The organism is Paenibacillus sp. LHD-117 (assembly GCF_030929555.1).
Taxonomy (GTDB): Bacteria; Bacillota; Bacilli; order Paenibacillales; family Paenibacillaceae; genus Pristimantibacillus.
Genome location: NZ_JAVFVT010000046.1, coordinates 22694 through 47787, shown reverse-complemented (window position 1 = coordinate 47787; position 25094 = coordinate 22694). Strand labels below are relative to the sequence as shown.

Here is a 25094-nt window from a genome sequence, read left to right as displayed (position 1 = left end):
TGCCGGGAGGGCAATCGGGGGCAAAGGAGGAATTCGACTGAAGGAGCATAACCAATATTTCTCCGTCAACCGCCGGGAGGATTGGTTGAAGGGTACCGCTTACAATCTGGAGACTGGGATGGCGGGGCTGGGCATTCGGAGGGACAAAAGATACGGTATCGCCGCAACGCTCAGACTGGATGCCTTAAGCGGCCTGTCCGCAGTCAAAGAGATGGCCGTCGGCGAACACGACTGCCTCTACCTGCTTGACGACCGGGCCGACCTGTGGAGCTACGATTGGCGGATCGGCGACCACAAGCGGTTGTTCCCGCAAGGCCATGGGCTGTTCGGCAGCGATACCAGACTTGCGGCTTCGGGACCGTTCCTGTTTGCCGCCGATCCGTCGGGGGACAGCTCCCTATCGGCTTACCACGCCGGCAACGGGCAGACGATGTGGTCGTGGCAAGGCGGCCATATCGAGGGTTCCGTCTTCCATCCGCTGGCCATTGCAGCGGATGCTCGATACGTCTATGTGCTGTCGCCGCTGGAGATCGATACGGGCGGTGACGAACCTGCCGTTCCCGAAGGGGGCAGTCTGGGCATCTACGCGTTCACGCATGCCGGCGTACTTGCCGATACGATTCGGCGACCGTCCCTTCGGCAGCCGGTGCGGGCAAAGCTTATCCATATGAAAGGCGCTTATTTCTTGACGATTGCGCCGGACGGAACGATTACGATGCTCGATACGATCTTCGCCAAAGCGACGATTATGGGCCGAGGCCGCGAGGACGTCGTCCGGACGCTTCCGGCACGGACGTACGCGGGGCTTGCTTGCGACCGGAGCGGCATGCTGTATATCGGCGATGCCAGAGGGATCGAAGGGGATGACGAGGACGACCGGTTTATTCTTTCGCTGGGACCTGACGGCGAAGCTGCAGGTGCCATTACGAGTTATCGGGGGCAAACGTCCATGCTTCTGACGGACGTTTCCGACCGGCTGTACGCGCTTGGCGGGGGAGAAGAAACGACGATTACGCTGCTGCATCTGCAGCCGCAGACGCTGTCCATGCCGGAGACGGGCGTGCCTGAAGGATTATGGCTTTCCAAACGGTTCGACAGTACGGAGAGCGGCACCGTATGGCATAAGCTGACGGCCGACGCGTTCGTTCCCGAAGGGACGCAGCTTCGCGTTTCCTACTTCTGTCTTGACCACGAAAGGGCGGTTATCGCGGGGGAATATCGCTCCGTCGACGATTGGATTGCGGATCCCTCCATTCCCTACAAGGAGAAGCTGGAGGGGCTGGCGACGTTCTGGTCGCCATCGATTCCGAATCCGAAGGATGCCCTCTTTATGGGGGCGAAGGGCCGTTACCTGTGGCTGAAGCTAGAGTGGAACGGTACGGAAAGGCATACGCCTACGGTCGAGAAGCTGAGGCTTTATTTTCCGAGGGAAACCTATCTGGACTATTTGCCCCCGGTCTACCAAGAAGACGAGGAAAGCCGCGATTTTCTGGAAAGGTACTTATCGATCTTCGGCACCGCCTTCACGGAGCTTGAGGAGGAGATCGGCGACCTGTCCCGTTATATCGACCCTTACCGGGCAACGGGAGAACATCTGCGGTGGCTTGCAACCTGGATCGGACTCGAAACGGACGATTATTGGACGGACGAGCAAGTGAGGTCGTTCATTCTCGCCGCTCCCGAGCTGTACCGCTATCGCGGGACGAAGCGGGGCATAGGAGCCGTCATCGAAATGTATACGGGCGTCCGGCCGATTATCGTGGAGCAATTCCAAACTAAAGCCATGCGTGACCACGCCGAGCTCCGCAATCTGACGGACGCGCTGTACGGCGACAATCCGTATTCCTTCACGGTGCTGCTGAGACCCGAGCAGGCGCTGAACGAGAAGCAGCGGGTTGTCATCGAGGGGCTGCTGGAAGAGCAGAAACCGGCTTATACGGAAGCGAAGCTCGTCCAGCTTCAGCCGTGGATGTACTTGGACCTGCATACGTACTTAGGCATCAATACCGTATTGACGGAGCCGTCGCTGCTCATGCTGGGGCCGGAACGCAGCATGCCGAACGATACGCTTATCGTCGAGATGGGCATGGAGAAACGAATGGACGTTCATACAAGGTTGGAGCTGGATTCCGAGCTTGAATAAACCGGACAAACGCTAAAGGAGTGGTTGGTGTGAAGAAGTCGAGGCTGTATCCGTTCGAGAGAAACCGTTATTTCTACGGCAAGCTGCTTACCGTGAGGGATTTCGAGTCGGAGCAGAAATATTTTAATGACAAAAGAAGGTTGCTCAACCGGCTGCTGTTCGGCAGCGGCGTCTTGTCCGGCATGTCGGTCGTCGCCGTGGACGACAAAACCGTGTCCGTCGAGATGGGCGTGGCGATCGACTACATCGGACGCGAAATCGTTATTCCGGCTCCCGTCACGATGAAGCTGTCGATGATCGAAGGTTTCACGAACAACGAATACAAGAAAAACGTCTACCTCTGCGTCGCCTATGACGAGAAGGGCAAGGAGCCGGTCCATTCGGTCGGCAATTCCTCGGTTAATACGGGCGAGGTCAGCGAATACAACCGGGTGCTGGAATCCTATCGTCTTTTCATTAACGAATCGGCGCCGGCGCCGTCTTCGTTCGAGTTCGCGCAGTTAATGGAGAACATCGTGACGCTGTACGAAAAGGACAATGTGCGCATTACGCAGCGCATGCCGAAATACGTCGTTCCTGGCGAGGTCTTGGACGTGAAACTAGTCGTAGAGAAGACGCTGCAGACGCCTCGGATTGCGTTCTCGTACGCATACGAGCTGAACGGCTTCAAGGACGTCGGCGATTCGAGCGGAGCCGTCTCCTTCCTGGAGCCCGGCGATGCGCAGGATACGGAATATACGGTCACCTACCAGCTCAAAGCGCCGCTGGAAGGAGGCGGGTTCGCGGAGCTTGCCGTGCCGTCGCAGCTGGCGAAGCTGACGATCGGCGACGCTCCCGTCCCGATCGACGCGAGCGTAAAGCAGACTATCGAGGTCGTCGACATTCCGGTCGCGGAGCGCATCTTGCAGGATTGGCATAACCGCAGCTTAGAGCAGGCGGTCGAAGGTTCGGCGGACAAAAGCATCTGCCTGGCGAAGATCAGCCTGCTGCAGCTCGGTCCGACGTACATGATCGAGAAGGTCGACCGCATGCCGTTCGACGAATACATCGAAAGCGCGACGCTGACCCAGCGGCTATCCAGGAACGGCGGCTCTGCGGCGCTGCATCGTTTCTTCGCCAGCGCGGAAGCGCATGACCTGGAATACGGGGCGCGTCCTTCGCTTGACGTGCAATACTATCCAGAGCGCAACGAGTTCGACTTCAAGCTGGGCATCCCGCGTCCGCAGCATCTCTACGACGAGATCGCGACGGGCACGATGGAGGTCGCGCTGGAGTCGATTGGCAAAACCGGCGGGTTTTTCTTCTCGCGGGGCAAAAAAAATTACGTCTCCGATGAAATCGCCCATGGCCTCGGCGACGGGCATATCACGGTCGTCGTCGGGCTGGAGGAGACGGACGAATCCGGCCACGCGGCGGGGAACGGCGCGCAGAAACGCGTCTACTTCGGCCAAAACGACGTCTTCAAAGGGACGGAGTTCGAGCCGGATATCCCGAATGTCTCGCTCGGCACGATCGTTTATCCGGATCGGGGGACGTTCCGAATCGGCATGAAGCTGCAAGGCGATACGGAGACGACGGCTTCCGTCATCGCGGTCCGCTGGTGGGCGTTCAAGAGCCTCGGCGCGGCGCCGAAAGCGGCGATCCAGGCTCAATCGGGCTTCGCCCTGTCCGAAGCAGCCGCGGGATCCGCGGATTAGCGGCAAACAAAAAATAAACGCCAACCCTCTGTTCGAAGCAGAAGGTTGGCGTTTTTATTTAAATATAAGAAAGTATAAGTTTTCTCTATACTGTGCTTATATTTCTCGGAATGAAACGCGCTGCGCCTCCAAAGAACGGCGACAGCCGTTTCACCTTGGCTTACTCGGGCTGGATCTGGTCAAGCTCCATGCGAACGAGCTTGTCCTTGTTGAAGATGAAAGTCAGGAGCACCTGGCCGGAGACGAAACGGACGCTCGTTCTGCCGTTCGCCAGCGTTTCCTTGACCGAGACGGCTTTGGAGTCGGTCAATCGCTTGTAGGCGGGCTGCATGATCGTTTGGTTCCAGGTCGACAGCTTGGTGACGGCGAACGATTCCGGATTGTCTTCGTCGGCGGTTAACAAGAAGGACATGCCCATGGAGCCATACGTCAGCAGCTGAGTCGCGGGCATCGTCGGCAAGGCATCTTCCGCAAGCGGTTCGCCGGCCGAATCGTTTCCGCCCGTTGTCCCTCCGGAGGCTAGGCTTTCATTGCCGCCGGCAGTCGAGTCTCCGCTGCCGTTCTCAGCAGCGTTGCCGCTTGCGCCGCCCGTCGAAACGCCAGACGTCGAGCCGTCGCCGCTTGCCGCCGCGGCTCCGCCTGTTGCAGAGGCGGAGCCGGTCGGGGTCCCGCCCGTTCCGCCCGTTGATGTCGAGTCTCCGCCCGGTTGAAGCGCGCCGCCTGCACCGCTACCAGATGCCCCCGCATCGGCGCTTGCGCCTTCTTCGTTCGCCGGCGCGCCGGATTCGCCCTCGGGAGGAAGCTCCGGCAGCAGCGGTTCATCGGCCGGAGGCGCGGGATCGGCCGCGCCAAGCGTTTCTTGCAGCTTCGCCAGCGAGATGCCGACGAATCCTTCGGCCCACGCGGCTCCGCCGCGGAAAAAACCTTTGTACGCGATCGCGCCGTCCGCGTCGAACAACGTGCCGACGCCATGGTATTGACCCTGCGCATATTGGCCCGCGTAACGAACGACCCCGGCTTGGTCGTAGGTCTCGCCGGTTCCGCTCTTCGCCCCGCTAAGGAAAGCGCCGACGTAGACGGGTTTCCCCGTCTCGTCGAACAACGTTCCCGCGCCATGGTACGCGCCAAGCAGAAATTCGCCTTCGTACTTCACGAAGCCGGACGGGTACAGCTCCTTGCCGGTTCCGGACGCCTTGCCTGCGGCGAACATGCCTTCGTAGGTCACGGTGCCTTGCGGGCCGAAGAGCTTGCCCGCCCCTTCGTAGACACCCGCCGCGAAAGCCCCCTCGTAGACCGGCTTTCCGTCCTCGCCGGAGAGCTTGCCTTCCCCTTCGTACATGCCTTGGGCGAAGCTTCCCGCGTACAACACGGTCCCGTCCTTGTTATACGCGACGCCTTCGCCGTCGAACTTGCCGGACAGGAATCCGCCTTCATAGCTGACCGTACCGCCGGAAGCGTATAGAACGCCGCCGCCATTGTACGCGTCGTTCGCGAATTGTCCGCGGTAAAGCAGCGTTCCGTCCTCGGCGTACAGCTCGCCGTCGCCGGTCATGAGCCCTTTGTCGAACGCGCCTCGATAGCGGAGCGCGCCGTTCGGATAATACAGCTTGCCTTCGCCCGCATATAAGCCGTCGGCGAGACCGCCTTCGTAGAGAAGGCAGCCGTCTTCTCCGTTCACGGTCGCCGTGCCGCTGAAGCCGCTGCCCGCAAGGGCGGCCGCCTCGAGTTGCGGCGTCTTGCCGAGCCATTTGTTCAGGAAGCCCGGCGGATTGATGAAACCGAAATAAACGATGATGAGAGAAAGGACGACGACCAGCGCGATCAGCTTCTTCGCGATGTAATAGCTGCCCAGCCGCAAGTAGTTGTCGAGCGAGCGGAGCGGGCCGAACAGCGCCGTGACGAGAAACTTCCGCAGCATGACGAGCAGGCGCTTGGGCAGCGTCTTCGCTTGTTTGATCGGCCGGATGATCATCCGCTGGATCGGTTTGAAGATCGGCTTCAGAATCGCTTCGATCATGTTAGGGCACCTGTATCGTCATTTGGCCGGGATTGGCTACGGAGATGACGCCGCCCCAGTTGCACATGCATTTGGACGAATTGTTCAGCGCGGGCATGTTGCCGATGAGCACGGTCGGCGAACCCGGCGCCCAAGGCGCGGCGGTAACCGGGATGCAGGGCATCGGGGTAAGCGCTCCTAGAGCGGCGGCCGTTGCCGACGCCACTGTCGGATTGGCCAAGGAATTGCACATGCCGAAGGGCAAGATGTTCACCATTGGCTTGTTGTCCATAATATTGGCCGCCGGCATGGCATTTACGACCCGGTTGGCCGGCAAGGTGACGAAACTGCTTGGAGCGGCTCCGAAGCTGCACTGCAGCATGGCCCCGCCGCACACTAATTGTCCCATGACGATCCTTTCCGTGAGCAGGGGGCCCTAAGGCCCCCTCTCTCTACTATGAAATATCTGCTAATTCTCATAGTACTATAAGCCTCTATCGCGCTCAACATAAACCTGCAAGGGTCGCTAGCAATCGCCATAAAATTCATAGGAAAAGGATGCCAATCTATTAAACATATAGTACTATAGAAATAGAAAATTCATGCAATCGAAAGCGATGGTGTTCATGCGAAAGTCACCGATCATATTGTTGCTGCTCGCGCTCGCGGTCGGCCTGGGCTGGCTCGTGTCCGCGAACCGGACGCATTTGGAATCTATGCCGTTCGAGCGGGATCGCCCGCTGACTTATCTGTCCAAAACTTCGATAGGACCGAACGGTCTCGTCCATGCCATCGCGGATTCCCGAAAGGAGCTTATCCAGCTCGGCGCGGACAACGTTCTGCGGCAGGATGTGAAGCTGGGCGAGGAGGAAGGCGGCAGCCATGGCTTCACGGAGGTGGCGGCGGCGGACGACGGCAGCATGATCGCGCTCGACACGGTGCTGGACGAATACGGGCTGTACGTACAGGAAGAAAGACTTATGCGCTACGCCCAAGGAGATATTGACGGCTTGCTGTTGTATGCTCACGAAGGATCTGGCAGCAATAAGCGGATCGGCCAGATCAAAGGCGTTCAGTCGGCTGGGGACTACGTTTATTTCTACGTCGACGAGGCGGAGGCCGGCATAGGCTTGTTTCGCGTCCCTCTGACGGGCGGGGAAGCCGAAGGGATGCTTCGGTTCGCGCTGCCTGAAGACCGTTACTTGTCGGAAGTCGCGGGTTACGAGAAGGGCGAAATCTACTATTCCACGCGTCGAGGCGCGATTTATCACGTGACGGCGGAGGGGGAAAGCGAGAAAATTTATCCGCTGCCGGAATCGGAACGGACAAGCCGCAACTTCCCCGAGGTGCTTCAACTGCATGAAGGACGGTTGTATTTTATCGACAGGCTGGTTAACGCGGTCTCCAGTATTAGCGTTTCCAACCCGGCAGACATTCGCACGGAGTTGACGGAAGACGAGTTGTCCGAACGATCGGGCGGCGCCGAATATTTGGAACTGATGGATCTCGCGATCGATCGGCAAGGCGGAATGCAGCTGGCGCTGGACGACAGAATCGTAACCGTGCCGCCGGACAAGCAGAGCTCCCGCGTAACGTCCGCGCTGGCTTACGGCAAGTCGGAGTTCCGTCAGGGCTGGATCGCGTGGTCCGCCGCGTTGCTCCTGGCCGTCGTGCTTGCGGCTATGCTGAGAATGATCTACGTGCATTGGCTGAACCGGCGCGTATCGTTATTCTTCAAGCAAGTATTCGCCATCGTTCCGATTCTGGTCGTATCGATGATCCTGCTTTCCAACTTTATCTATGACAGCTTCTCCGGGCGAATGGAAGAGGAGATGCAGCGGCAGCTTTCGCTGCTCGCGCGGAACGGGCAATCCATCATCGACGGGGATCAACTGAGCCGGCTGAACTCGCCGAGCGACTATGGCAACGCGGATTACGAGGCGCTGCGCGCGAAGATGGGCTTCCTGTACGAGAACGAGGAGCCGTCCGTCCGGCAAGGGCTTTACAGCACGTTGTACAAATACGAGAACGGCGAGTTTTTCGTCATTATGGACGATGACGACGGCGTGAACATGTTCAAGCCGTTCGCGCTGAGCGAGACCAACAAGCCGGTCGTGGACAGCGGAGCCATCGTTTCCGACCGCTGGGAAGACGCGACGGGGAAGTGGCTGTACGCGATCGGACCGGTCTATGATTCCGCCGGCAAGGTTGTCGGCGTTTACGAGACGGGCAGCGATTTGAACGTGCTATACAAATCCAATCAAACGATCTACCAAAACATTCTGCGCAATATCGGGCTGATAAGCCTCGTCATTATCGCGCTTGTGCTTGGCGTCACGTATTGGCTGCTCCGCTCGCTGAGGAAGCTGCGCCGGAGCGTCATGGAGATGGCCAGCGGCAATTGGGACGTCAGGGTGAATATTCGCTCGCAGGACGAGGTCGGCGACTTGGGCGAGCAATTTAATCGGATGGCCCAGCATATCCGGACGTATATCAAGGACATCACGACGTTCAGCGAAGCGTCGCACCGGTTCGTGCCGCAGCAATTTTTCAAATACTTAGGCAAAAAAGGGATCACCGAAGTCCATCTCGGCGATCAGGTTCAGGGCAACATGTCGGTCATGGTGGCCAACATTCGTTCCTTCAACCAGCTGTCCAAGCAGCTGTCCCCGAAGCAGAATTTCGATTTCATGAACGGCTTCCTTAAGCGGTTCAGTCCTTTCGTGCGGCAGGAGGAAGGACTCGTCAGCAAATATTTGGGGGCGGGCTTCATGGCGCTGTTCCCCGGCAGGGCGGAGGACGCGATCCGCGCGGCCATTGCCATTCGCAGGGAGCTCGCGGCTTATAACGACAGCTTAATAGCCGCTGGTTACCGGCCCGTCGACATGGGCATGGCCATTCACAAAGGGCCGCTCATGCTCGGGATCGTCGGCGAGGATCAGCGGATGGAGGGCAACGTCATCTCCGACGACGTCAACGTCACGACCGCGCTGGAACGTCTGTCCGACACGATGGGCGCATCGGTGCTGGTCACGAAGTCGTTCTTCGACCAGCTGCGCGCGCCCGAGCGAATCAGGCACCGGTATTTGGGCCGCGTCGGCATGGAAGGCAAAGACGAATCGGTTGAGCTGATCGACGTCTACGAAGGCGATACGGACAAGGAACGCCAGTTGAAGGATCGTACGAAGGCGATGTTCGAGAAGGGCATTCGCTTATGCCAGGAGGGCCGGTTCTTCGACGCGCGGGAGACGTTCATCGAAGTGATTAAGGTCAATCGGTTCGACAAGGCGGCCAAGCTCTACTTCTACTTATGCGACGAGTATTACCAGAAGGGATCATCCGAAGGCTGGAACGGAACGCTTGCCGTATAGCGGATGAGATAGAGAAACGGAGGCGGGGAAGCATGCTGGTTCAATCAAGTCTGATCGAGCTCCTTGCGGATAGGCAAACGGCGGAGGAGATCAGCGAGTTTCTGCTGTCGGACAGCTCGTTTGACGATACGCACTACACGCCGGGCGAGCTTAAACATTTTCGAGAGCTTCCATATCGGGCTTTGCAGGGGGACTGCACGTTCTGGTTCGCCCGCAACGAACATGGAAAAATCGCGGGCATCAACTGCATCGCCCAGAACGAGCAAGGAACGGGCGGGTATAACTGGGATTATCTCGTCGTTCACAAGGATTACCGCAGAAGCGGACTCGCGGCGAGGTTCATTGAAGAGATGTTTCGTTATTTGCAAGAGCAGGATGCCCGTTACATCGTAACGTACACCTGCGATCTGCCGGAATACGCCGCGATTCAGAGGATGTTCCTGAAGCTTGGTTTTTCTTTGGTCGGGCGTTGTCCCGACTATTATTACGATGGGGAAGACCGGCTCATCTATCACCGCAAGCTGATTTAAGGAGAATATTATGAACGGATTTTTGCGTGCCGTCGGTGCCCGTCCGGAGGATCAGCGTAAGCTGCTCTTGATGGCACCTGTTTTTTTTGTGTGCGGCATCGCGGAGATGCTGAACTACAATAGTTTCATGACGCTGTTCAACCAAAGGTTCGGCAGCGAATATTTGCCCTACGTGTACGCGGCGGAGGCGTTCGTCTTGCCGCTCGAAGCCTGGCTTCTGTCCTGGCTCGCCGCCAAACTTCCGAAGCCGAAGCTGATGCGGGTCATGTACGGCCTCATGATCGGCATCGTGGGCGCGAACGCGGCGATCCTGCTCGCGCTTCAAGGGTTCGGCATGGATGCCCGCTGGTATTATCCGGTGCTCTTCATCGCGTCAAACTTCGTGGTCCGGCAGCAAACCTTGCTGCTTTGGAGCCTGGCGATCGATCTATGCTCGACTCAGCAAGCGAAACGGCTCATGCCGGTGTTCGTCGGATCGGCGACGCTCGGCGGCGCGACGGCCGGCTTGCTGGCTCAGCTCATTAGCCTGGCCTTCGGTCCCGTGGCGATCTACGCGGCGGGATGTTTGCTTCTTCTGCTCGTATGGCGCCGCTACCGGAAAGTGATCGACGACTATTTGGTCCCGATCTCTTTGCGACTCGAAGCCGCCAGGGATGAGCTGGAAGTCGGAGCGGGCACGGTGTTCAAGCAAGCGATGCGGTCGCCGTTCCTGCTTATGGTCATTCTGCTGATGACGTTAATGCCGGCGCTTTATTTCCTAATGGAATACGAGTTTCTGAACGTGGCCCGAACGGCCTACGACAGCGAGCAGTCGTTCAGCCAGTTTTTCGGCATGATCACCATGATTCTGTTCGTGCTCGCGTTCTTGCTCCAGCTCGTCTCCGGCAAGCTGATGGAGAAGCTTGGCGCCAGCCGAATGCTGACGATCATCGCCGGCGTATACGTGTTGTCGTTCGCGGGGGCGGTTGCCTTCGCGGGCGGCACGGCCGCTTTGCCGATGATATCGCTCGGGTACATGCTGCTCTACTTGCTGCTCTATTACTCGGCGGAGCCATCCTATCAGCTATTCTTCAAAACGCTTCCTCTCGCGCAGCGCGACAGCTACCGGTACGCCGCCCAGGGCATAGCCGCTTCGGCGGGCATCCTGCTCGGGGCCGGCATGCAGTTCCTGCATTCGGGCTTTGGCTTCTCCTGGCTGCTGCTCTCCTTGATCGGACTGGCGGGTTCGGCGCTCCTGCTCGCGCTTGCATGGTACGGACGCAGGCTGTATATGCGCGAGCTCGTTCATAGCGTCGGTTCGATGAGCGCCGCGGATATCGAGGAGTCGATCGAAGAAATCAGCCTGAACCCCGCCGCGATGGCGGAAGTGCGGCGCATGCTTGGGCATCCGTCGGATTCCGCGAGGGAGATCGCGATCCAGTTGGTCGGCAAGGTGAAGGACCCGAAAGATTTGCCCGCCCTGCTCGGGCTGCTGGAAGACGCGAACGACCGCATCCGCGTGGCGGCAATCAGGGCGATGACGCTCGAGAAAGCCGATTTGCAGACGATGGCCAAAATCGCGAGGTTCCTGGAGGAGCCCGACGATGCGCTCCGAACGGAAGGCGTGCGGGCGATCGCCAGAATGAAGCAGCTGGAGGAGCAAGCCTTTTTCTTCCTGCGCCAAAAATTGTTGGATCGCCATCCGTCCGTCGTGGCCGAGGCGGTCAAGGCGATGTATTCCCTTGGCCGCGAGCAAAGCTACGAAGCTTGCAAGGAGGTCATCGACCGGATTCTCCGGGAAGGCGGCGAAGCTTCGGTTTATATGTGCGGGGCGATCGCCGAGCTCCGTCTGACGGCTTTTATTCCCGCCATTATGAAACTGGCGGATGACCCTCATCCGGCGGCCAGGGTGTCCGCGATCCGTGCGCTTGGACAGCTAGGCAGCGTAGCGTTGATTCCGCTATTGCTCGCCAGGCTTCCGCTAATGGACGAAGAAATGTTAACGGCATCTACGAAGGCGTTCGTCGACATCGGCGCGCCTTCCGTCGAACCGCTGCAAGCGAGCTTGCCGAAGGCGTCGCCGAAGCTATGGAGTTCCGCCGTCATCGCATTGTCCGAGCTTCTCGGCGAGGAGGACATTCGCGGCGCGCTGGCGCAAGAGGCGATAAGCCGCCTGGCAGAGCTTGGGAAGGCGGCCGATTATGGCGCTGCCTTGCGCGCTTATGGCGAGGAAGAGCTGGCCATGCTTGCGGATATGCGTTGGAGGGAAGTGCGCGCTTTCGTATTCAGGGGATTGTGGAGCATGCTGGCCAAGCTGACGGATGAACGCGCCGTCGACGTGATCCGCGCCGGAGTGACGCATGCCGAAGAAGAATATAGGAGCAATGCGCTCGAAGTGCTTTCGGAAGGATTCGGAGACCGCAGAATATCCCAGGCGATGGTCGTCTCGCTGGAGCAGGAATCTTCTTCTCTGCCGATGCTGGAGCCGGAGCAGGCTAGGACGCTCCTCGAAACGGCGCTCCAAGGGACGGACGATTGGTGGAAAGAGATGGCGAGCGAAGCGTTGACTGCATCGAAAGGGGGGATGGCCGTGACGAACGAAGGACTGATGATGAGCCGGTTGAACAAAGTCGTATTTCTGAAGCAGGTTCCGTATTTCTCCGATCTGTCTCTCGAGGAGCTGGGATTGATCGCGGGCGTGGCGGAGGAGCAGACGATTTCGGACGAAGACGCGCTTCTGAAGCGCGGCGAAGCGCATCCGGCCATGTATGTCATCGTCGAAGGCAATGTCGAACTCACCAGCGTATCCGCCGCCGGTTGGGAGGGGACGATCGGCGTCCTGGGTTCCGGCGACGTCTGCGGCGTAACGTCTGCGCTCGACGGCTCGCCATCGACGGTAACGGCTCAGTCGCTCCTGGGAGATGCACGGGTGCTCAAGCTGTCCGGGGACGACGTGTCGCGTCTGGTCCGGCTGTATCCGGAGATCGGCATCGGATTGCTGCGGGCGTCCTTCGCTCGGATTCGGCTGCTGGAAGAGATGATGATGCGGATCGACTCATAAAGTTGATACTAAAGTCCTTCCATCCCTTCGGGGAGGAGGGGCTTTTTCTCAAAATATAAGAAAGTATAAGTTATCTCTATACTGTGCTTATATTTCTCGGAATGAAACGCGCTTCGCCGTCAATGGACGGCGACAGCCGTTTCACCTTGTGCCGAAACCTTCATCGTGATGACGAGTCGAATGGTCCACGCGGGTTCTCAGGCGATTCTTTGTATATCCAATCTAACGACATTGTTTATATATAATATATTTTAACTATGGGGCGAAGTTATTAGCTCGTATGGATTAGTTTGCGGCTAAATTGTCAAAGTGTGGAGATTCGCTTCACGATAAACCTAGAAATTTAAGAGATAATCCGTTTCCATAGGAAGCTTTGTCGAAACAATTGAAACTCCATAAAAAATATATTAAACATATATACAGGAACGGCGTTTCCAAACATAACCAAAGAGGGAGGAGGTCCGAAACGAAGCAACGCCAGCCATAAGCTTCACCATTCCACTAAAAGAGGTGTAATGATTTGATTCGAAAATTGACCGCGATCAGCATGGCCTTAGTCTGCACGTTGTCCTTATCGGCCGGCGCGTATGCCGAACCTGCTCCGGAGAAATCGCACGCGAACACGATTTCGTGGCCCAAAGATCAAGCGCTTCCATCCTTCGCCCGCGCCAAGCAGCTTGAAGTCGCGGACATTTATGACGCGCCTGGTGACGTCAAGCTGTTATTCTCCTCCTTGCAGGGCATCGTGAACAGGAAGGAGCCCCGGATCTACTTGCTGGAGAACAAAGAAGAAGGCAAGTTCAAATGGCTGAACGATCTTGACGTCGACTACAAGGTGCGCGACGACTACTGGGATATACTGAAAAAATTCAAAAAGGAAATCAAAGGACTCATCATCTACGATCCAAACGTGCCGGATTCGATTAACGTCGCGACAACGCTCGCGGGGCTTCGCGACGGCTTGGCGGTAAGTCCGGAGCTCGTGGAGCAGCTGAAAGCCGCCCCGTACGGCCTAACCGTCATCGAAGACCTGCAGGGCAAATTCAAGGATCGGATCGACGCGTATACTTGGCAGTACGAAAATCTATGGAAGGAAACGAGCCACCGGATGCTGATTGGCTTAAGCCCGGAAATTACCGCTCGTGCGCCGATCGATCAGCCGAACCGATTCGAGACGGTGGCGCAGGAAACGACTGAAGAGCGAGAGGCGGCTAACCGCGACGTTTATGACATCGGCTTATCCGATTTTCTCGGCAAACCGGATGTGTACGTTCGGTTCGAAGACGCTTTCACGCAGGACGGTTGGGGTACGGCGCTCCATGAGCTTACGATCAAGGCGGACGGACAGACGATCGCCCACTTCGTCCCGGGTACGCCTGAAGAGGAGGCGTTCCTGTACGATCCGCAAAGCTCTCAGCTGTCGACCGGCAGCGGAGGCCACCGCTTCGCCGATAACGGCCGCTACTTTACGTACAAGTTCACGCCTCCGGCAGGAACCAAGGAGCTGGTTCTGTCCGCGGATATGTGGAATCAATACAAAGTAAGCGCGGGCAACGACAAGCCGTTCTCCTCCAAAACAAAGGAGCCTTATGGCTATTTGCGCGACTATGCCGTCGCGAACAAAGCGATGGTATTCTGGCTCGAGTCCAACGTGCCGGAGGAGAAGGCGCTGTTCGAGAAAATATTGTCCGGCGTAAAGCCGGGCACGCCATACCTGGGCTGGTTCAGCAATGATTTCGAAGGCGAATTCAGCGGCGTCGAGATCGCGTCGAGCCATGGCGCTTACGTACTCGCGGCGGACTGGTTCAGCAATTTGACCGTGTTCTCCGGAACGAAACCGGAATCTTATAAATCAAAAGCGCCAAAACCGGTGAAGCTGGAAAATAAAATCTACGTCACGTATACGTTTAGCGAAGGCGACAACTTCCAATACAACCAGCATCGGCTGCGGGTGCTGTGGGACGATCCGAGCCGCGGCAAGGTGCCGATCAACTGGACGTCCAGCCCGCTGCTGTACGACGCCGCGCCCGCCATGCTGAATTATTTCCGCGGCACGGCGACGGCGAACGATCAAATCATCGCAGGGCCTTCCGGAGCCGGCTACTTCTATCCGGATGCTTGGCCGGACAGCTCGTTCGCGACTTTCCTGAAGGACACCAAAAAGTATTTGAAGAAAACGGGGATGGATATCCCGTACGTGCTCAACCGCGTCGACGGGCAGAACATTCCGCTCAGCAAGTCGAAGAACGCGGCTTACCGCGACGTGTACGAGGCGCCCGGCATCTTCCTAAGCTGGGACAATTACACGAAAGTCGAGATCGTTGACGGTCTTCCGACTTCCACCATTCAAGGCATCAGCACGGCGAACGACGGCAAAAACGTGCTTGCGGAGGCGAAGAAAAACTGGGACGGCAAGTCGCCTCTCTTCTTGTCCCTCGGCCTGCTCGCTTGGAGCATGACGCCGTCGGATGTCGTGGAAGTTACGAAATCGCTTGGTCCGGAGTACGAGGTCGTGCTGGCCGACCAATACTTCTCGCTGATCCGGCAAGCGAACGGCCTTCCGGCCAAACCGTAAAGGGCGGAAAGACAAAAAAACAATCCTGCGCAACGCGCGGGATTGTTTTTTTTGGTTGTTGCGTTCCGTTTAAACGGCTCGCGTTATTGTTGCCCGTTTACAGCCCCGCAAGCTCTCCGTCCCCGCGAATGGCGGCGGCGAGATGGTATTCGTTCGGGTGCAAGTACCCCGTCCCCGTAAGCATGCGGCCGTTCCGGTCGGTCGCCTCGACATCCACGCGGATATCCTCGCTTCGGCCGAACCAACGCAGAAGCTCCTCGTCGCCGATGCCTTCGGCGTCGACGTACCAATGCCGGTCGCCGTAATCGGTCACGACGACAAGCTCGGCCTTCCCGAATGCCAGGCTTCGGGAGGCATGCTCCCCGTAGCTAATCCGCAAGGCTTCAAGCGGAATTCTGATCATTTCCATCCGTTTTCTCTCCTCCGTACAATTAAACTCGTCTAATACAGCTTGCCTTGCCTATACAGCACCGACGACAGCTTCATCACCGCATGGACGTAGCAGTTCTGGCGAAGCGGCAGCGGATCGCCGAAGTAGGCGGGAAGGATGCCGTTCATCGTTTTTTGCATCTTGGCGAAGAGGAGCTTGTAGATCTCCTCCTCCGTATAAAATTGCGTCTCCCGGCCTTGCAGCCATTCGAAATAAGAGACGATGACGCCTCCCGCGTTCGCAAGGATGTCCGGAATAATAATCGTGCCGCTCTCCGCGAGCGCGGCGTCGGCTTCTCCGGTTATCGGCGCGTTCGCGCCCTCGACGATGATTCGCGCTTTCACTTCCGCAACGTTGTCCGCTCGGATCTGGTCTTCCAGGGCGGCGAGGAACAGCACGTCGACGCCAAGGTAGAGCACGTCTTCACGCCCGAGCACCCGTGCCTTCAGGCCGATCTCCTCCAACGTTTCGGGCGAAGTCGGCAAATCGCCTTTATTGGCTGCCGCGAACGCGAGCAGGGCGGGGATGTCGAGCCCTTCCTCGTTGTACAAGGTGACGTTGCGGTCGCTGACGGCGACCACCCGGTTGCGCAGGGCGGAGCACTTGTACGCTTCCAAAGCCGCGACGGAACCGACATTGCCGAAGCCTTGGACGGCGACGGACATCGGTTTGCCGGCATAAGAGAGCGCCGTCTTAGCGAAGGGGTTGTCGCTGCCCGACAGTGAGCCGCTGTGCTCCTTCAGGAAATCGTGCAGCATGTAGCGGAACGTAAAATAGACGCCTTTGCCGGTCGCTTCCCGTCGTCCCAGGGAGCCGCCGCTGACGATGCTTTTGCCGGTGAAGCTTCCTAAATACGGAGAGCCGGGATTGATGTTTTTGTATTCCGCCATCATCCAATCCATCTCGCGTTCGCCCGTACCCATGTCGGGAGCGGGGATGTCCTTGTCGGGACCGAGCACGTCGCTGAAGTATTGGACGTATTTCTTGCAGATGAGGTACAGCTCCTTCTCGGAGTAGCTTCGCGGATTAATGACGACGCCGCCCTTGCCGCCGCCGAAGGGCACTTCGTGAAGCGCGTTCTTGAGCGTCATAAGCGCTGCAAGGTTGGTAACCTCGTCCTCGTTCACGGTTTCGTGGAACCGGATGCCGCCTTTGTAAGGGCCGAGCGCGTCGTTATGCTGAATCCGGAACGCGGGAATGCGGACGACGTTGCCGCCGCCGAGCGCGATGCGCAGGAACGCTTTATGGACTTTGTTCGGCGTGGACAGAATCGCGGCAAGCGATTGGAACGATTGCTCGCGAAGCTCGCCTCGCAGCTGGGGCAGGAAGGCGGGATCGCCCATCAGGGCATGCAGCGATTGCTGCACGATTGCGCCGGTCTGGCTAGCCATACGGAATCAACCTCCTAGCAAGCTGAATGTGAATGATAACGATAGGGTTTCCTCATTGTACCATATCTTGCATCCCTCTTCGAAATGACCGATAATGTGAATAAACCTAACACGCTGCAAAACAACTATTGCAATTCTCACATCATTCAGGAAGCGGGCGATTTCAATGTCAGTTATTCGGGTATTCATCTACGGTTCGTTGCTGCCTGGCCACAGCAATCATCATGTCGTTTCGGATTTCATCCGACATAGCGTCGAAGGCGAGATCCAAGGCAGGCTCGTCGATTACGGCCCCTACCCCGCTGCGATCCGGGATGCCGAGGCGGCAAGCAAAACCATTCGCGGCATGTGGATTGACGTCGATCGGGATGGGCTCGCGTCGATGGACGTGCTGGAGGGGTTTATCGGCATCGAAGAGTCCAACGATTATGACCGGGTATGGGCTGCGGACCTCCAAGATTGCTCGCTCGCGGGCTGGGTATACGTATGGAACGAAAGCCGAGGCTACCCGGCGATTCCCGACCGATATTGGCCGGATTATTTCGCCCGCAAGACGGGATAGAAGCTCGGAAGGAATGCCAATAGGCCCCTGCGCAAGCACTGTCTTGCTCAGGGGCCTTCCTTATGTGTTCGCATGTTGCTTGGTTTAGTTCTGGCCGTTCTGGTCCTGCTCGGCAGCATAAGCAACCAAAGCGATATCGGAGCCGCTCCGCTCGCTTAATTGCTCTTCCAGCCGCTGAATAGCTTCCAGCGCGTCGGGCTGATCCCGAAGCTCGGCCAGCCGATAGCGGTTATCCAGCGTCAACACATCCTTTCCGGTAGAATCGGGCTTACCTCTACATCATGATCGTTATCGATAAAGGCTATTCATGCGAAAGGCCGTTGAGAAAGCCATGAATTGTTCTTTCTTCTACCGTTTAGTAAACTTATCCTGAATCGATAGGAAGGATGAGTGATCCGATTGCGCCATTATTATCATTTGTTCAAATACCCCGCATGCGCGGTCATTGCGATGATCGCGTCTGTGTTCTTCACGCTGCCGGCTGCCGAAGCTTCGGGCATTCAAGCGGCTTCTCATTTGCATGACCCGAACGGAGGCTCGTTATCGTCCCTTATTATGGACGTGCTGATCTACGGTCTGCGAGCGGTCTACTACTTTCTATTGCTAACGACCGCGGGAGCGATGCTGCTGTTCATGGCCGTGCCGCAAGACGAACAGAGGCAGCGGCAACGGACCCTGATGAAAAGCTGGACCGGCGTCGCCATGAAGGCGATGCTGCTCGTCGTCCTTCTCCATGTATTCGTTCAGTCGAACAGGATTGCTAAGGGGCTGGACGGCGGATTCGCCGATTGGCTTCGCGTCTTCACGGAGACATCGTCCGGACAAGCTTGGCTGGCGCTCGTCCTGCTCGCGATGATCGGTCCCGCGGCGCTCCGTTTGCCCGATGCGATGAAAGCCTGCTGGGCGCTGCTGGCGCTTTCGGCCGAAAGTTTCGTCGGCCATGCGGCCGCCGCGGACAAGCTTACGCTGACCGTCGTATCCGATTTCGTTCATCTCGCTTGTTCGTCCGTCTGGGCATCCGGCGTCGCGCTGCTGCTTTTGTTCTGGAAGACGGATCGGAAGGAAGCAGGCCGTTTCTCGGAAACGTTCTCCCAAATCGCTTGGCTTACGATCGTTTTGCTAGCCGTTACCGGCTCGATCCTGACATGGTCGCTGCTGGAGGATTGGGTATACGTTTGGTACACCGACTGGGGGAGATGGCTAATTGCCAAGACGGTATTGGTGCTGGCCGTCATCGCGATCGGTGCCTTGCTGCGCGGAAGCGCCAGACGGCGCGAGATGCCTCGCGGCATCCTGCTGAAGCTGGACGGCGCGGCAATGGCTGCAATCCTGATTATCGTAGGCATCTTCACCGCCGTCAGCCCGGCGCTGCATGGCGATCCGGTCAACTACCATCGGATGGGGGGCGACATGCATTACACGCTTCGGGTCGAGCCGAATACGGTAGGTCCTAACGACGTGTCGCTGCAAATCTGGCTGCCGGAGAGCAGCGGCAGTCCACGGAGCGTCGTTCTTCAACTGATCCGGGGGGATGACGGCAAACGGGTTATCGAGGTGCCGCTTGAGGAACGACCGACCGACGCTGCCATTGCATTCCCGGGATACCAGGAATTCCGGTATACGGCGAACGAATTGGTGCTCGAAGGGATCGGAAGCAGCTGGACGGCGCGAACGGTCGTTCAGCTCGCAGGCGGCGAGGAAATCGTCCGCGAAATGACGTTCGAAAGCGGCTATTAGCGCAGGGAAAGAGAGGGAAAGCTCCATGTCATACAAATGGCTGCGAGGATTGATTTTATGGATTCCGACCGTTGTGATCGGCTTGTGGGAATATGCCCGTCACGCTTTCTTGCTCCCGTACGTCTCGATGGAGCTGGGCAACCTGCTTGCCCCGATCTTCGTATTCCTCGTTACGCTGACATTGCTGCGACCGTTGTTCGGGAAGCTGGAGGCGATGCAGGAATCGCTGAAGCGGGAGCAAGTAGGGAAGTCGGCATTGGAAGAACGGGAGCAGCTTGCCCAGGAGCTCCATGACGGCATCTCCCAATCCTTGTTCATGTTATCCGTCAAGCTCGATAAGCTGGACCGGGCGCGGACGGAGGAGGAAACAAGGCTTACGATGGAAGGCATACGGCATACGGTTCGTCATGTGTACGACAACGTCAGGCAATCGATCGCGAGCTTGCAAGAGCCGCCGAAATCGGCGGAATTGGCGTGGCTGCAGAGCGCGCATCAGCTTGCGGAGGAGATGGAGAACGCGAGCGGAACGGTTACCGAAGTGGAGTGGGGCATACCCGAGAGCTGGCTGGGCAACAAAGAGAAGGTCGAGCTGCTCGCGATTATCCGCGAAGCTTTGATGAATATCCAAAAACATGCGGGGGCTGGCCATGCCTTGATTCAAGCGACAGCAGAACGGAGCGAGGACGGCAGCCCCGCCGGTTTCCGCTGCGTGGTGGAGGATAACGGCGCGGGTAACGAACCGGAGTCGCTGACGGCCAAAGGGAAATACGGCGTGAAGATGATGCGGGAGCGGGCTTCGTCCATGGGCTGGAGCTTGCGGATCGGACCGGGCGGTTCCGCGGGTACGAGAATCGAAATTACGAGGAGGTGCAGCTCGACGTGAGAAGAGGTTTTTCCAAAGAAGTGGTCAGCGTGCTCATCGTGGACGATCATCCGCACGGGCGGGAAGGGATGCGCGATATTTTGTCTGGCGATTCGTCCTTCGCCGTTGTCGGGGAAGCGACCAGCGGCGAAGAAGCGATCGCGAAGGCGGCGGACCTGACCCCTGACTTGATTCTCATGGATATTCGAATGCCGGGCATGGGCGGCCTGGAGGCGACCTATCGGCTTAAGCTTTTGTTTCCTGCGGTCAAGATCGTCATGGTTACCGTCTCCGACGACATCACGCATCTATTCGAGGCGATCAAGCGCGGCGCGCAAGGTTATTTGCTCAAAAATTTGTCGCCTTCTTCCTGGCTTCAATATTTGCGGTCGGTGTCGGTGGACGAAGCGCCGATGTCAAAGGAACTGGCTTTCCGGCTGCTCCAAGAGTTTTCTTCCGGCGCGGGCCAGGAGAAGTCGGATGCCGGCGCGGGGAATCGGGCAGCTTCCTGGTTCGGGTTACCCGCGAGCCAGCTTACGGCCAGGGAGAAGGAAGTGCTGGAGCATGTGTCGACTGGCGCTTCCAATCGGGAAATCGCGGAGCGGCTGAATTTGTCGGAGCATACGGTCAAGAACCATTTGAAAAACATTCTGCAGAAGCTTCATCTGGATAACCGCGTCCAGCTTGCCAGATACGCCCTTGAGCACGGCCTGCAGCGGACGAAGGAGTAGTCCATTGAAGTTTTGATTGTGCGTCATGAATCGGCCGATTCGTTTCAGGTGTTGCATCGCTTCAAATCCTTGCATATAATAAAGATTAATGTTTAATTTTTATCTCTTTTAGCAATAACATAGGATATCTGCCAAGATGGAGAAGAGTACGCAGTGCCTCCGCACAGGGAGAGGACGCCATGGATTGAGAGCGTCCTTATGGAATCAGGCTGCCGAAGTTCGCTCCGGAGCATGCGCTTGAACGGATGAGGCGAAGTTGATGCCTCGCGCCAGTAGGGCCGCACGGTTCCCGCCGTTAACGGGACTAGAGGGATTGCGATGCCGCTCGCGTATGCGGGTCCGCGGTCCGAATTAGGGTGGTACCACGGTTCTTCCGTCCCTTCGGGGAGGAGGGGCCTTTTTTTGTTGGCAGCAAGTTGGTTATAAACATATGGAGGCGATGAAAATGAAGGCAAGGCTGGAGGAGCTGCGCGCGGAGGCGCTGCGGGAGCTGCAGGACGTGACGTCTCAGGGTGCACTGAATGATCTGCGCGTCAAATATTTGGGCAAGAAGGGCGCTTTGACCGAAATTTTGCGCGGCATGGGCGCGCTTAGCGCGGAGGAACGTCCCGTCATCGGCGGCGTGGCCAACGAGGTGCGCGGTGCGATCGAAGCGGTCATCGAAGAGAAACAAGAGGCGTTCCAGCGCGAAGAGACCGAAGGACGTCTGCGCGAGGAGACGATCGACGTGACGCTGCCCGGCAGGAAGCTGCCGACCGGCTCCGTTCATCCGCTGAACAAGGTCGCCCAAGAAATCGAGGACGTATTTATCGGACTCGGCTACACCATCGCGGAAGGACCCGAAGTGGAAACCGACTACTTCAACTTCGAGGCGCTGAACCTGCCGAAGAACCATCCGGCGCGCGACATGCAGGATTCGTTCTACGTGACCGACGATATCCTGATGCGGACGCATACGTCGCCGGTGCAGGTCCGGACGATGCAAGCGAAGGAAGGGTTGACGCCGGTCAAGGTCATCTGCCCGGGCAAGGTATATCGCCGCGACGACGACGACGCGACGCATTCGTTCCAATTCAACCAAATCGAAGGCCTCGTCATCGGCAAAGGCATCCGGATGAGCGACTTGAAAGGCACGCTGCTGCAATTTGTGCAGCAAATGTTCGGCTCGCAGGCGCAAATCCGACTTCGTCCGAGCTTCTTCCCGTTCACGGAGCCTAGCGCGGAGGTCGACGTAACCTGCGTGCAATGCGGCGGCGACGGCTGCCGGATGTGCAAGCAAACGGGCTGGCTCGAAATTTTGGGCTGCGGCATGGTCCATCCGCGCGTGCTCGAGATGGGCGGCTACGATCCGGAGGAAGTGAGCGGCTTCGCGTTCGGCATGGGCGTGGAACGGATCGCCTTGCTGAAGTACGGCATTGACGACATCCGCCATTTCTACACGAACGATCTGCGGTTCTTGGGCCAATTCGCGAGAATGTGACGAAAGAAGGGACGGAGAAGACATGAAAGTATCCTATCAATGGTTAAGCGAATATATCGATTTGTCCGGTCTGACGGGCGAAGAGCTGGCGGAGAAAATGACGCGCGGCGGCATCGAGATTGACGGCGTGGAATCCCGCAATAAGGGCGTATCCGGCGTTGTCGTCGGGCATGTGGTCGCCAAGGAAAAGCATCCCGACGCCGACAAGCTGAACGTGTGCAAGGTGGACGTGGGGACGGGCGAAGAGCTGCAGATCGTATGCGGCGCGAAGAACGTCGACGCGGGCCAGCTCGTGCCGGTGGCGGTCATCGGGGCCGTATTGCCGGGCGACTTCAAAATCAAACGCGCCAAGCTGCGCGGCGTGGAATCCCAAGGGATGATCTGCTCCGCGAAGGAGCTTGGCCTGAACGACAAGCTCCTGCCGAAGGAGCAGCAGGAAGGCATTCTCGTGCTGCCGGAGTCGACGCGCATCGGGGCGCCGATCGGCGACGTGCTCGGCATCGACGACGAAGTGCTGGAGCTCGACCTGACGCCGAACCGTTCGGACTGCCTTAGCATGCTGGGCGTCGCGTACGAAGTCGGCGCGCTCACCGGGCGCGAAGTGAAGCTTCCGGACAACCGCGTGCTGGACGCGGAGGCGAAGACCGACGGTCTCGTCTCGGTTAGCGTAGAAGCGGAAGAACAATGTCCACATTATACGGCGCGTTACATCAAAGACGTGAAAATCGGCGTATCGCCGGCTTGGCTGCAGAACAGGCTGATGGCCGCGGGCGTCCGCCCGATCAACAACGTCGTCGACGTGACGAACTACGTCATGCTGGAATACGGCCAGCCGCTTCACGCATTCGATGCAGACCGTGTTCTGGGAGGCCGGATCGTAGTGCGCATGGCGCGCGAAGGCGAAACGCTGGTCACGCTGGACGATCAGGAGCGCCGCTTGGAGCCGCATATGCTGGTCATCACGGACGGCAGAGAGCCGATCGCGCTCGCCGGTGTCATGGGCGGAGCAAGCACGGAAGTGACGGCGGGTACAGTCAACATTTTGCTGGAATCCGCGAGATTCGACGGAGGCACGGTTCGCAAAACATCCCGCCAGCTAGGCCTTCGTTCGGAGTCGAGCATCCGGTTCGAGAAGGAAGTCGACCCGGCGAACGTCATCCCGGCGCTTGACCGTGCGGCGGCGCTGATCGCGCAGCTTGCCGACGGACTCGTGACCGACGGCATCGTTCAAGCGGCGGCGGGGCAGCCCAAGCCTGCCGTCGTCGAGGTGACGCTCGATCGGGTCAACGGCTATTTGGGAACGGAGCTTTCGAGCCTTGAGATCCGTTCGATACTCGGCCGTCTGCAATTCGCTTATGAAGTAGGCGCGAACGATTCGTTCCGCATCGAAGTACCGGCTCGCCGCGGAGATATTACTAGAGCGGTGGACATCATCGAAGAGGTAGCGCGTCTGCACGGCTATGACAATATCCCGACGACGCCGATCCATGGCGACGTCATTCCAGGCTCGCTCACGAAGCCGCAGGCGATCCGCCGCGAGCTGCGCAAGCGGCTTGCCGATTCCGGAATGAACGAAGTGATCAGCTATTCGTTCACGAGCCCGTCGCGCACAGAGCTGTTCCCGGCATTGTCGGAAGGCGCGCGCGCGGTTCGACTCGCGATGCCGATGAGCGAGGAGCGCAGCGTGCTTCGCACGACGCTCGTTGCCCAGCTGGTGGAGACCGCGGTGTACAATCGCAACCGCAAGAACGAATCCGCGGCGTTGTTCGAGATCGGCAGCGTATTCCATACCGATGAAGAAACGTTGACCCGATTGCCGCAGGAGAAACACCGTTTCGCCGCGCTGCTGACGGGCAATCGGACGGAAGCGAGCTGGAATGGCAAAGCGGCCGCCTACGATTTCTACGATGCGAAAGGGATCGTGGAGACGATCGCCAGCGTGCTCGGTCTGGATGGCAAGCTGTCGTATGAGCCGGCGCAACCGGAACACTTCCATCCCGGACGTACGGCTGCAGTCGTGCTGGAGACGGAAACAGGCCCGCAAGTCATCGGATACGTAGGCCAGCTTCATCCGGCAAGCCAGCTGGAGTGGGAGCTTGCGGATACGTATGCGATCGAGCTTGAGCTCGGACCGGTCTACGAATACGCAGACTTCGATATCGTCTATCGTACGCTTCCTCGTTATCCGGCCATGGAACGCGATATCGCGGTGGTCGTGAACGCGGACGTGGCAGCGGCCAGCTTGACGGAAGCGGCGTCACGCACGGCGGGCGATCTGTTGGAGTCGATTCGCGTATTCGATGTTTACACGGGCGAGCGTCTCGGAGCCGGGAAGAAGAGCGTGGCTCTATCGCTCGTCTACCGCCATGCTGAGCGCACGCTTACGGACGAAGAGGTGACCGCGCAGCATGCGGAGGTTGTCCGGATTTTGGAGCAATCTTTTGGCGCGGAATTGCGTAAGTAGGCAGGAAACCATCGGAGCCGCATCGAATTAGTTCAAATACGAACTTCGATGCGGCTTTTTTTGGCCTTTTTGATAGGCAGGACGG

At 58.2% G+C, this 25094-nt stretch carries 17 protein-coding genes; 12 read left to right on the top strand and 5 right to left on the bottom strand.

The features are described 5' to 3' along the window. Nucleotides 1-85: 85 nt before the first annotated feature. Both RB620_RS26735 and RB620_RS26730 read left to right on the top strand, forming a co-directional pair. On the top strand, nt 86-2143 hold the full coding sequence (locus RB620_RS26735; RefSeq protein ID WP_308099751.1) for a phage tail protein: 2058 nt from the start codon (nt 86-88) through the stop codon (nt 2141-2143). A gap of 29 nt (nt 2144-2172) precedes the next feature. Next, complete coding sequence (locus RB620_RS26730; RefSeq protein ID WP_308099750.1) at nt 2173-3840, top strand: hypothetical protein; 1668 nt, start codon at nt 2173-2175, stop codon at nt 3838-3840. 160 nt (nt 3841-4000) lie between these two features. On the opposite strand, the gene RB620_RS26725 is transcribed toward RB620_RS26730, so the two are convergent. Further along, nucleotides 4001-5857 carry an MORN repeat-containing protein gene (locus RB620_RS26725; protein ID WP_308099749.1) on the bottom strand — a complete coding sequence of 619 codons (1857 nt, stop codon included), beginning with the start codon at nt 5855-5857 and terminating at the stop codon, nt 4001-4003. Nucleotide 5858: 1 nt separating this feature from the next. Further along, entirely contained in the window at nt 5859-6245 is a 387-nt protein-coding gene (locus tag RB620_RS26720) for a DUF4280 domain-containing protein (RefSeq protein ID WP_308099747.1), read from the bottom strand. 193 nt (nt 6246-6438) lie between these two features. Here RB620_RS26720 and RB620_RS26715 point away from each other — a divergent pair, with 193 nt between their 5' ends. The 4 genes from RB620_RS26715 (at nt 6439) to RB620_RS26700 (ending at nt 15352) form a co-directional block, all read left to right on the top strand. After that, nucleotides 6439-9207: a HAMP domain-containing protein gene (locus tag RB620_RS26715; RefSeq protein WP_308099746.1), complete on the top strand. Its 2769-nt coding sequence runs from the start codon at nt 6439-6441 to the stop codon at nt 9205-9207. Nucleotides 9208-9239: 32 nt separating this feature from the next. Further along, nucleotides 9240-9737 carry a GNAT family N-acetyltransferase gene (locus tag RB620_RS26710; protein WP_308099745.1) on the top strand — a complete coding sequence of 166 codons (498 nt, stop codon included), beginning with the start codon at nt 9240-9242 and terminating at the stop codon, nt 9735-9737. Between the two features lie 10 nt (nt 9738-9747). Continuing rightward, complete coding sequence (locus tag RB620_RS26705) at nt 9748-12777, top strand: Npt1/Npt2 family nucleotide transporter (RefSeq protein WP_308099743.1); 3030 nt, start codon at nt 9748-9750, stop codon at nt 12775-12777. A gap of 520 nt (nt 12778-13297) precedes the next feature. After that, nucleotides 13298-15352: a GxGYxYP domain-containing protein gene (locus RB620_RS26700; RefSeq protein ID WP_308099742.1), complete on the top strand. Its 2055-nt coding sequence runs from the start codon at nt 13298-13300 to the stop codon at nt 15350-15352. A 97-nt stretch (nt 15353-15449) separates the two neighbouring features. Here RB620_RS26700 and RB620_RS26695 read toward each other — a convergent pair whose 3' ends face one another. Both RB620_RS26695 and RB620_RS26690 read right to left on the bottom strand, forming a co-directional pair. Beyond that, nucleotides 15450-15761 (bottom strand): hypothetical protein, encoded by a 312-nt coding sequence (locus tag RB620_RS26695; RefSeq protein ID WP_308099740.1) that lies wholly within the window; start codon nt 15759-15761, stop codon nt 15450-15452. Between the two features lie 32 nt (nt 15762-15793). Beyond that, complete coding sequence (locus tag RB620_RS26690; protein WP_308099738.1) at nt 15794-17173, bottom strand: Glu/Leu/Phe/Val family dehydrogenase; 1380 nt, start codon at nt 17171-17173, stop codon at nt 15794-15796. A 166-nt stretch (nt 17174-17339) separates the two neighbouring features. Between RB620_RS26690 and RB620_RS26685 the strand changes: the two genes are divergently transcribed. Then, nucleotides 17340-17735, top strand: a complete 396-nt coding sequence (locus RB620_RS26685) for a gamma-glutamylcyclotransferase family protein (protein WP_308099736.1) — start codon at nt 17340-17342, stop codon at nt 17733-17735. 84 nt (nt 17736-17819) lie between these two features. Here RB620_RS26685 and RB620_RS26680 read toward each other — a convergent pair whose 3' ends face one another. Beyond that, entirely contained in the window at nt 17820-17978 is a 159-nt protein-coding gene (locus RB620_RS26680; RefSeq protein ID WP_308099734.1) for a hypothetical protein, read from the bottom strand. 156 nt (nt 17979-18134) lie between these two features. Between RB620_RS26680 and RB620_RS26675 the strand changes: the two genes are divergently transcribed. The 5 genes from RB620_RS26675 (at nt 18135) to pheT (ending at nt 25009) form a co-directional block, all read left to right on the top strand. Continuing rightward, the gene (locus tag RB620_RS26675) at nt 18135-19472 is read left to right on the top strand and encodes a copper resistance D family protein (protein WP_308099732.1); all 1338 of its coding nucleotides are present in this window, start codon (nt 18135-18137) and stop codon (nt 19470-19472) included. A 25-nt stretch (nt 19473-19497) separates the two neighbouring features. Further along, entirely contained in the window at nt 19498-20355 is an 858-nt protein-coding gene (locus tag RB620_RS26670; protein WP_308099730.1) for a sensor histidine kinase, read from the top strand. A 68-nt stretch (nt 20356-20423) separates the two neighbouring features. Beyond that, nucleotides 20424-21065 carry a LuxR C-terminal-related transcriptional regulator gene (locus RB620_RS26665; protein ID WP_374121467.1) on the top strand — a complete coding sequence of 214 codons (642 nt, stop codon included), beginning with the start codon at nt 20424-20426 and terminating at the stop codon, nt 21063-21065. Nucleotides 21066-21510: 445 nt separating this feature from the next. Further along, nucleotides 21511-22545: a phenylalanine--tRNA ligase subunit alpha gene (gene pheS, locus RB620_RS26660; RefSeq protein WP_308099726.1), complete on the top strand. Its 1035-nt coding sequence runs from the start codon at nt 21511-21513 to the stop codon at nt 22543-22545. A 22-nt stretch (nt 22546-22567) separates the two neighbouring features. After that, nucleotides 22568-25009: a phenylalanine--tRNA ligase subunit beta gene (gene pheT / locus RB620_RS26655; RefSeq protein ID WP_308099724.1), complete on the top strand. Its 2442-nt coding sequence runs from the start codon at nt 22568-22570 to the stop codon at nt 25007-25009. Nucleotides 25010-25094 lie beyond the last annotated feature (85 nt).

What these genes read in the sequence shown, in the direction of transcription:
- RB620_RS26690 (WP_308099738.1), bottom strand. Translation starts at nt 17,173, where the DNA reads ATGGCTAGCCAGACCGGCGCAATCGTGCAGCAATCGCTGCATGCCCTG.
- RB620_RS26725 (WP_308099749.1), bottom strand. Translation starts at nt 5,857, where the DNA reads ATGATCGAAGCGATTCTGAAGCCGATCTTCAAACCGATCCAGCGGATG.
- pheS (WP_308099726.1), top strand. Translation starts at nt 21,511, where the DNA reads ATGAAGGCAAGGCTGGAGGAGCTGCGCGCGGAGGCGCTGCGGGAGCTG.
- RB620_RS26705 (WP_308099743.1), top strand. Translation starts at nt 9,748, where the DNA reads ATGAACGGATTTTTGCGTGCCGTCGGTGCCCGTCCGGAGGATCAGCGT.
- pheT (WP_308099724.1), top strand. Translation starts at nt 22,568, where the DNA reads ATGAAAGTATCCTATCAATGGTTAAGCGAATATATCGATTTGTCCGGT.
- RB620_RS26695 (WP_308099740.1), bottom strand. Translation starts at nt 15,761, where the DNA reads ATGGAAATGATCAGAATTCCGCTTGAAGCCTTGCGGATTAGCTACGGG.
- RB620_RS26720 (WP_308099747.1), bottom strand. Translation starts at nt 6,245, where the DNA reads ATGGGACAATTAGTGTGCGGCGGGGCCATGCTGCAGTGCAGCTTCGGA.
- RB620_RS26665 (WP_374121467.1), top strand. Translation starts at nt 20,424, where the DNA reads ATGCGCGATATTTTGTCTGGCGATTCGTCCTTCGCCGTTGTCGGGGAA.
- RB620_RS26685 (WP_308099736.1), top strand. Translation starts at nt 17,340, where the DNA reads ATGTCAGTTATTCGGGTATTCATCTACGGTTCGTTGCTGCCTGGCCAC.
- RB620_RS26715 (WP_308099746.1), top strand. Translation starts at nt 6,439, where the DNA reads ATGCAATCGAAAGCGATGGTGTTCATGCGAAAGTCACCGATCATATTG.
- RB620_RS26670 (WP_308099730.1), top strand. Translation starts at nt 19,498, where the DNA reads ATGTCATACAAATGGCTGCGAGGATTGATTTTATGGATTCCGACCGTT.
- RB620_RS26710 (WP_308099745.1), top strand. Translation starts at nt 9,240, where the DNA reads ATGCTGGTTCAATCAAGTCTGATCGAGCTCCTTGCGGATAGGCAAACG.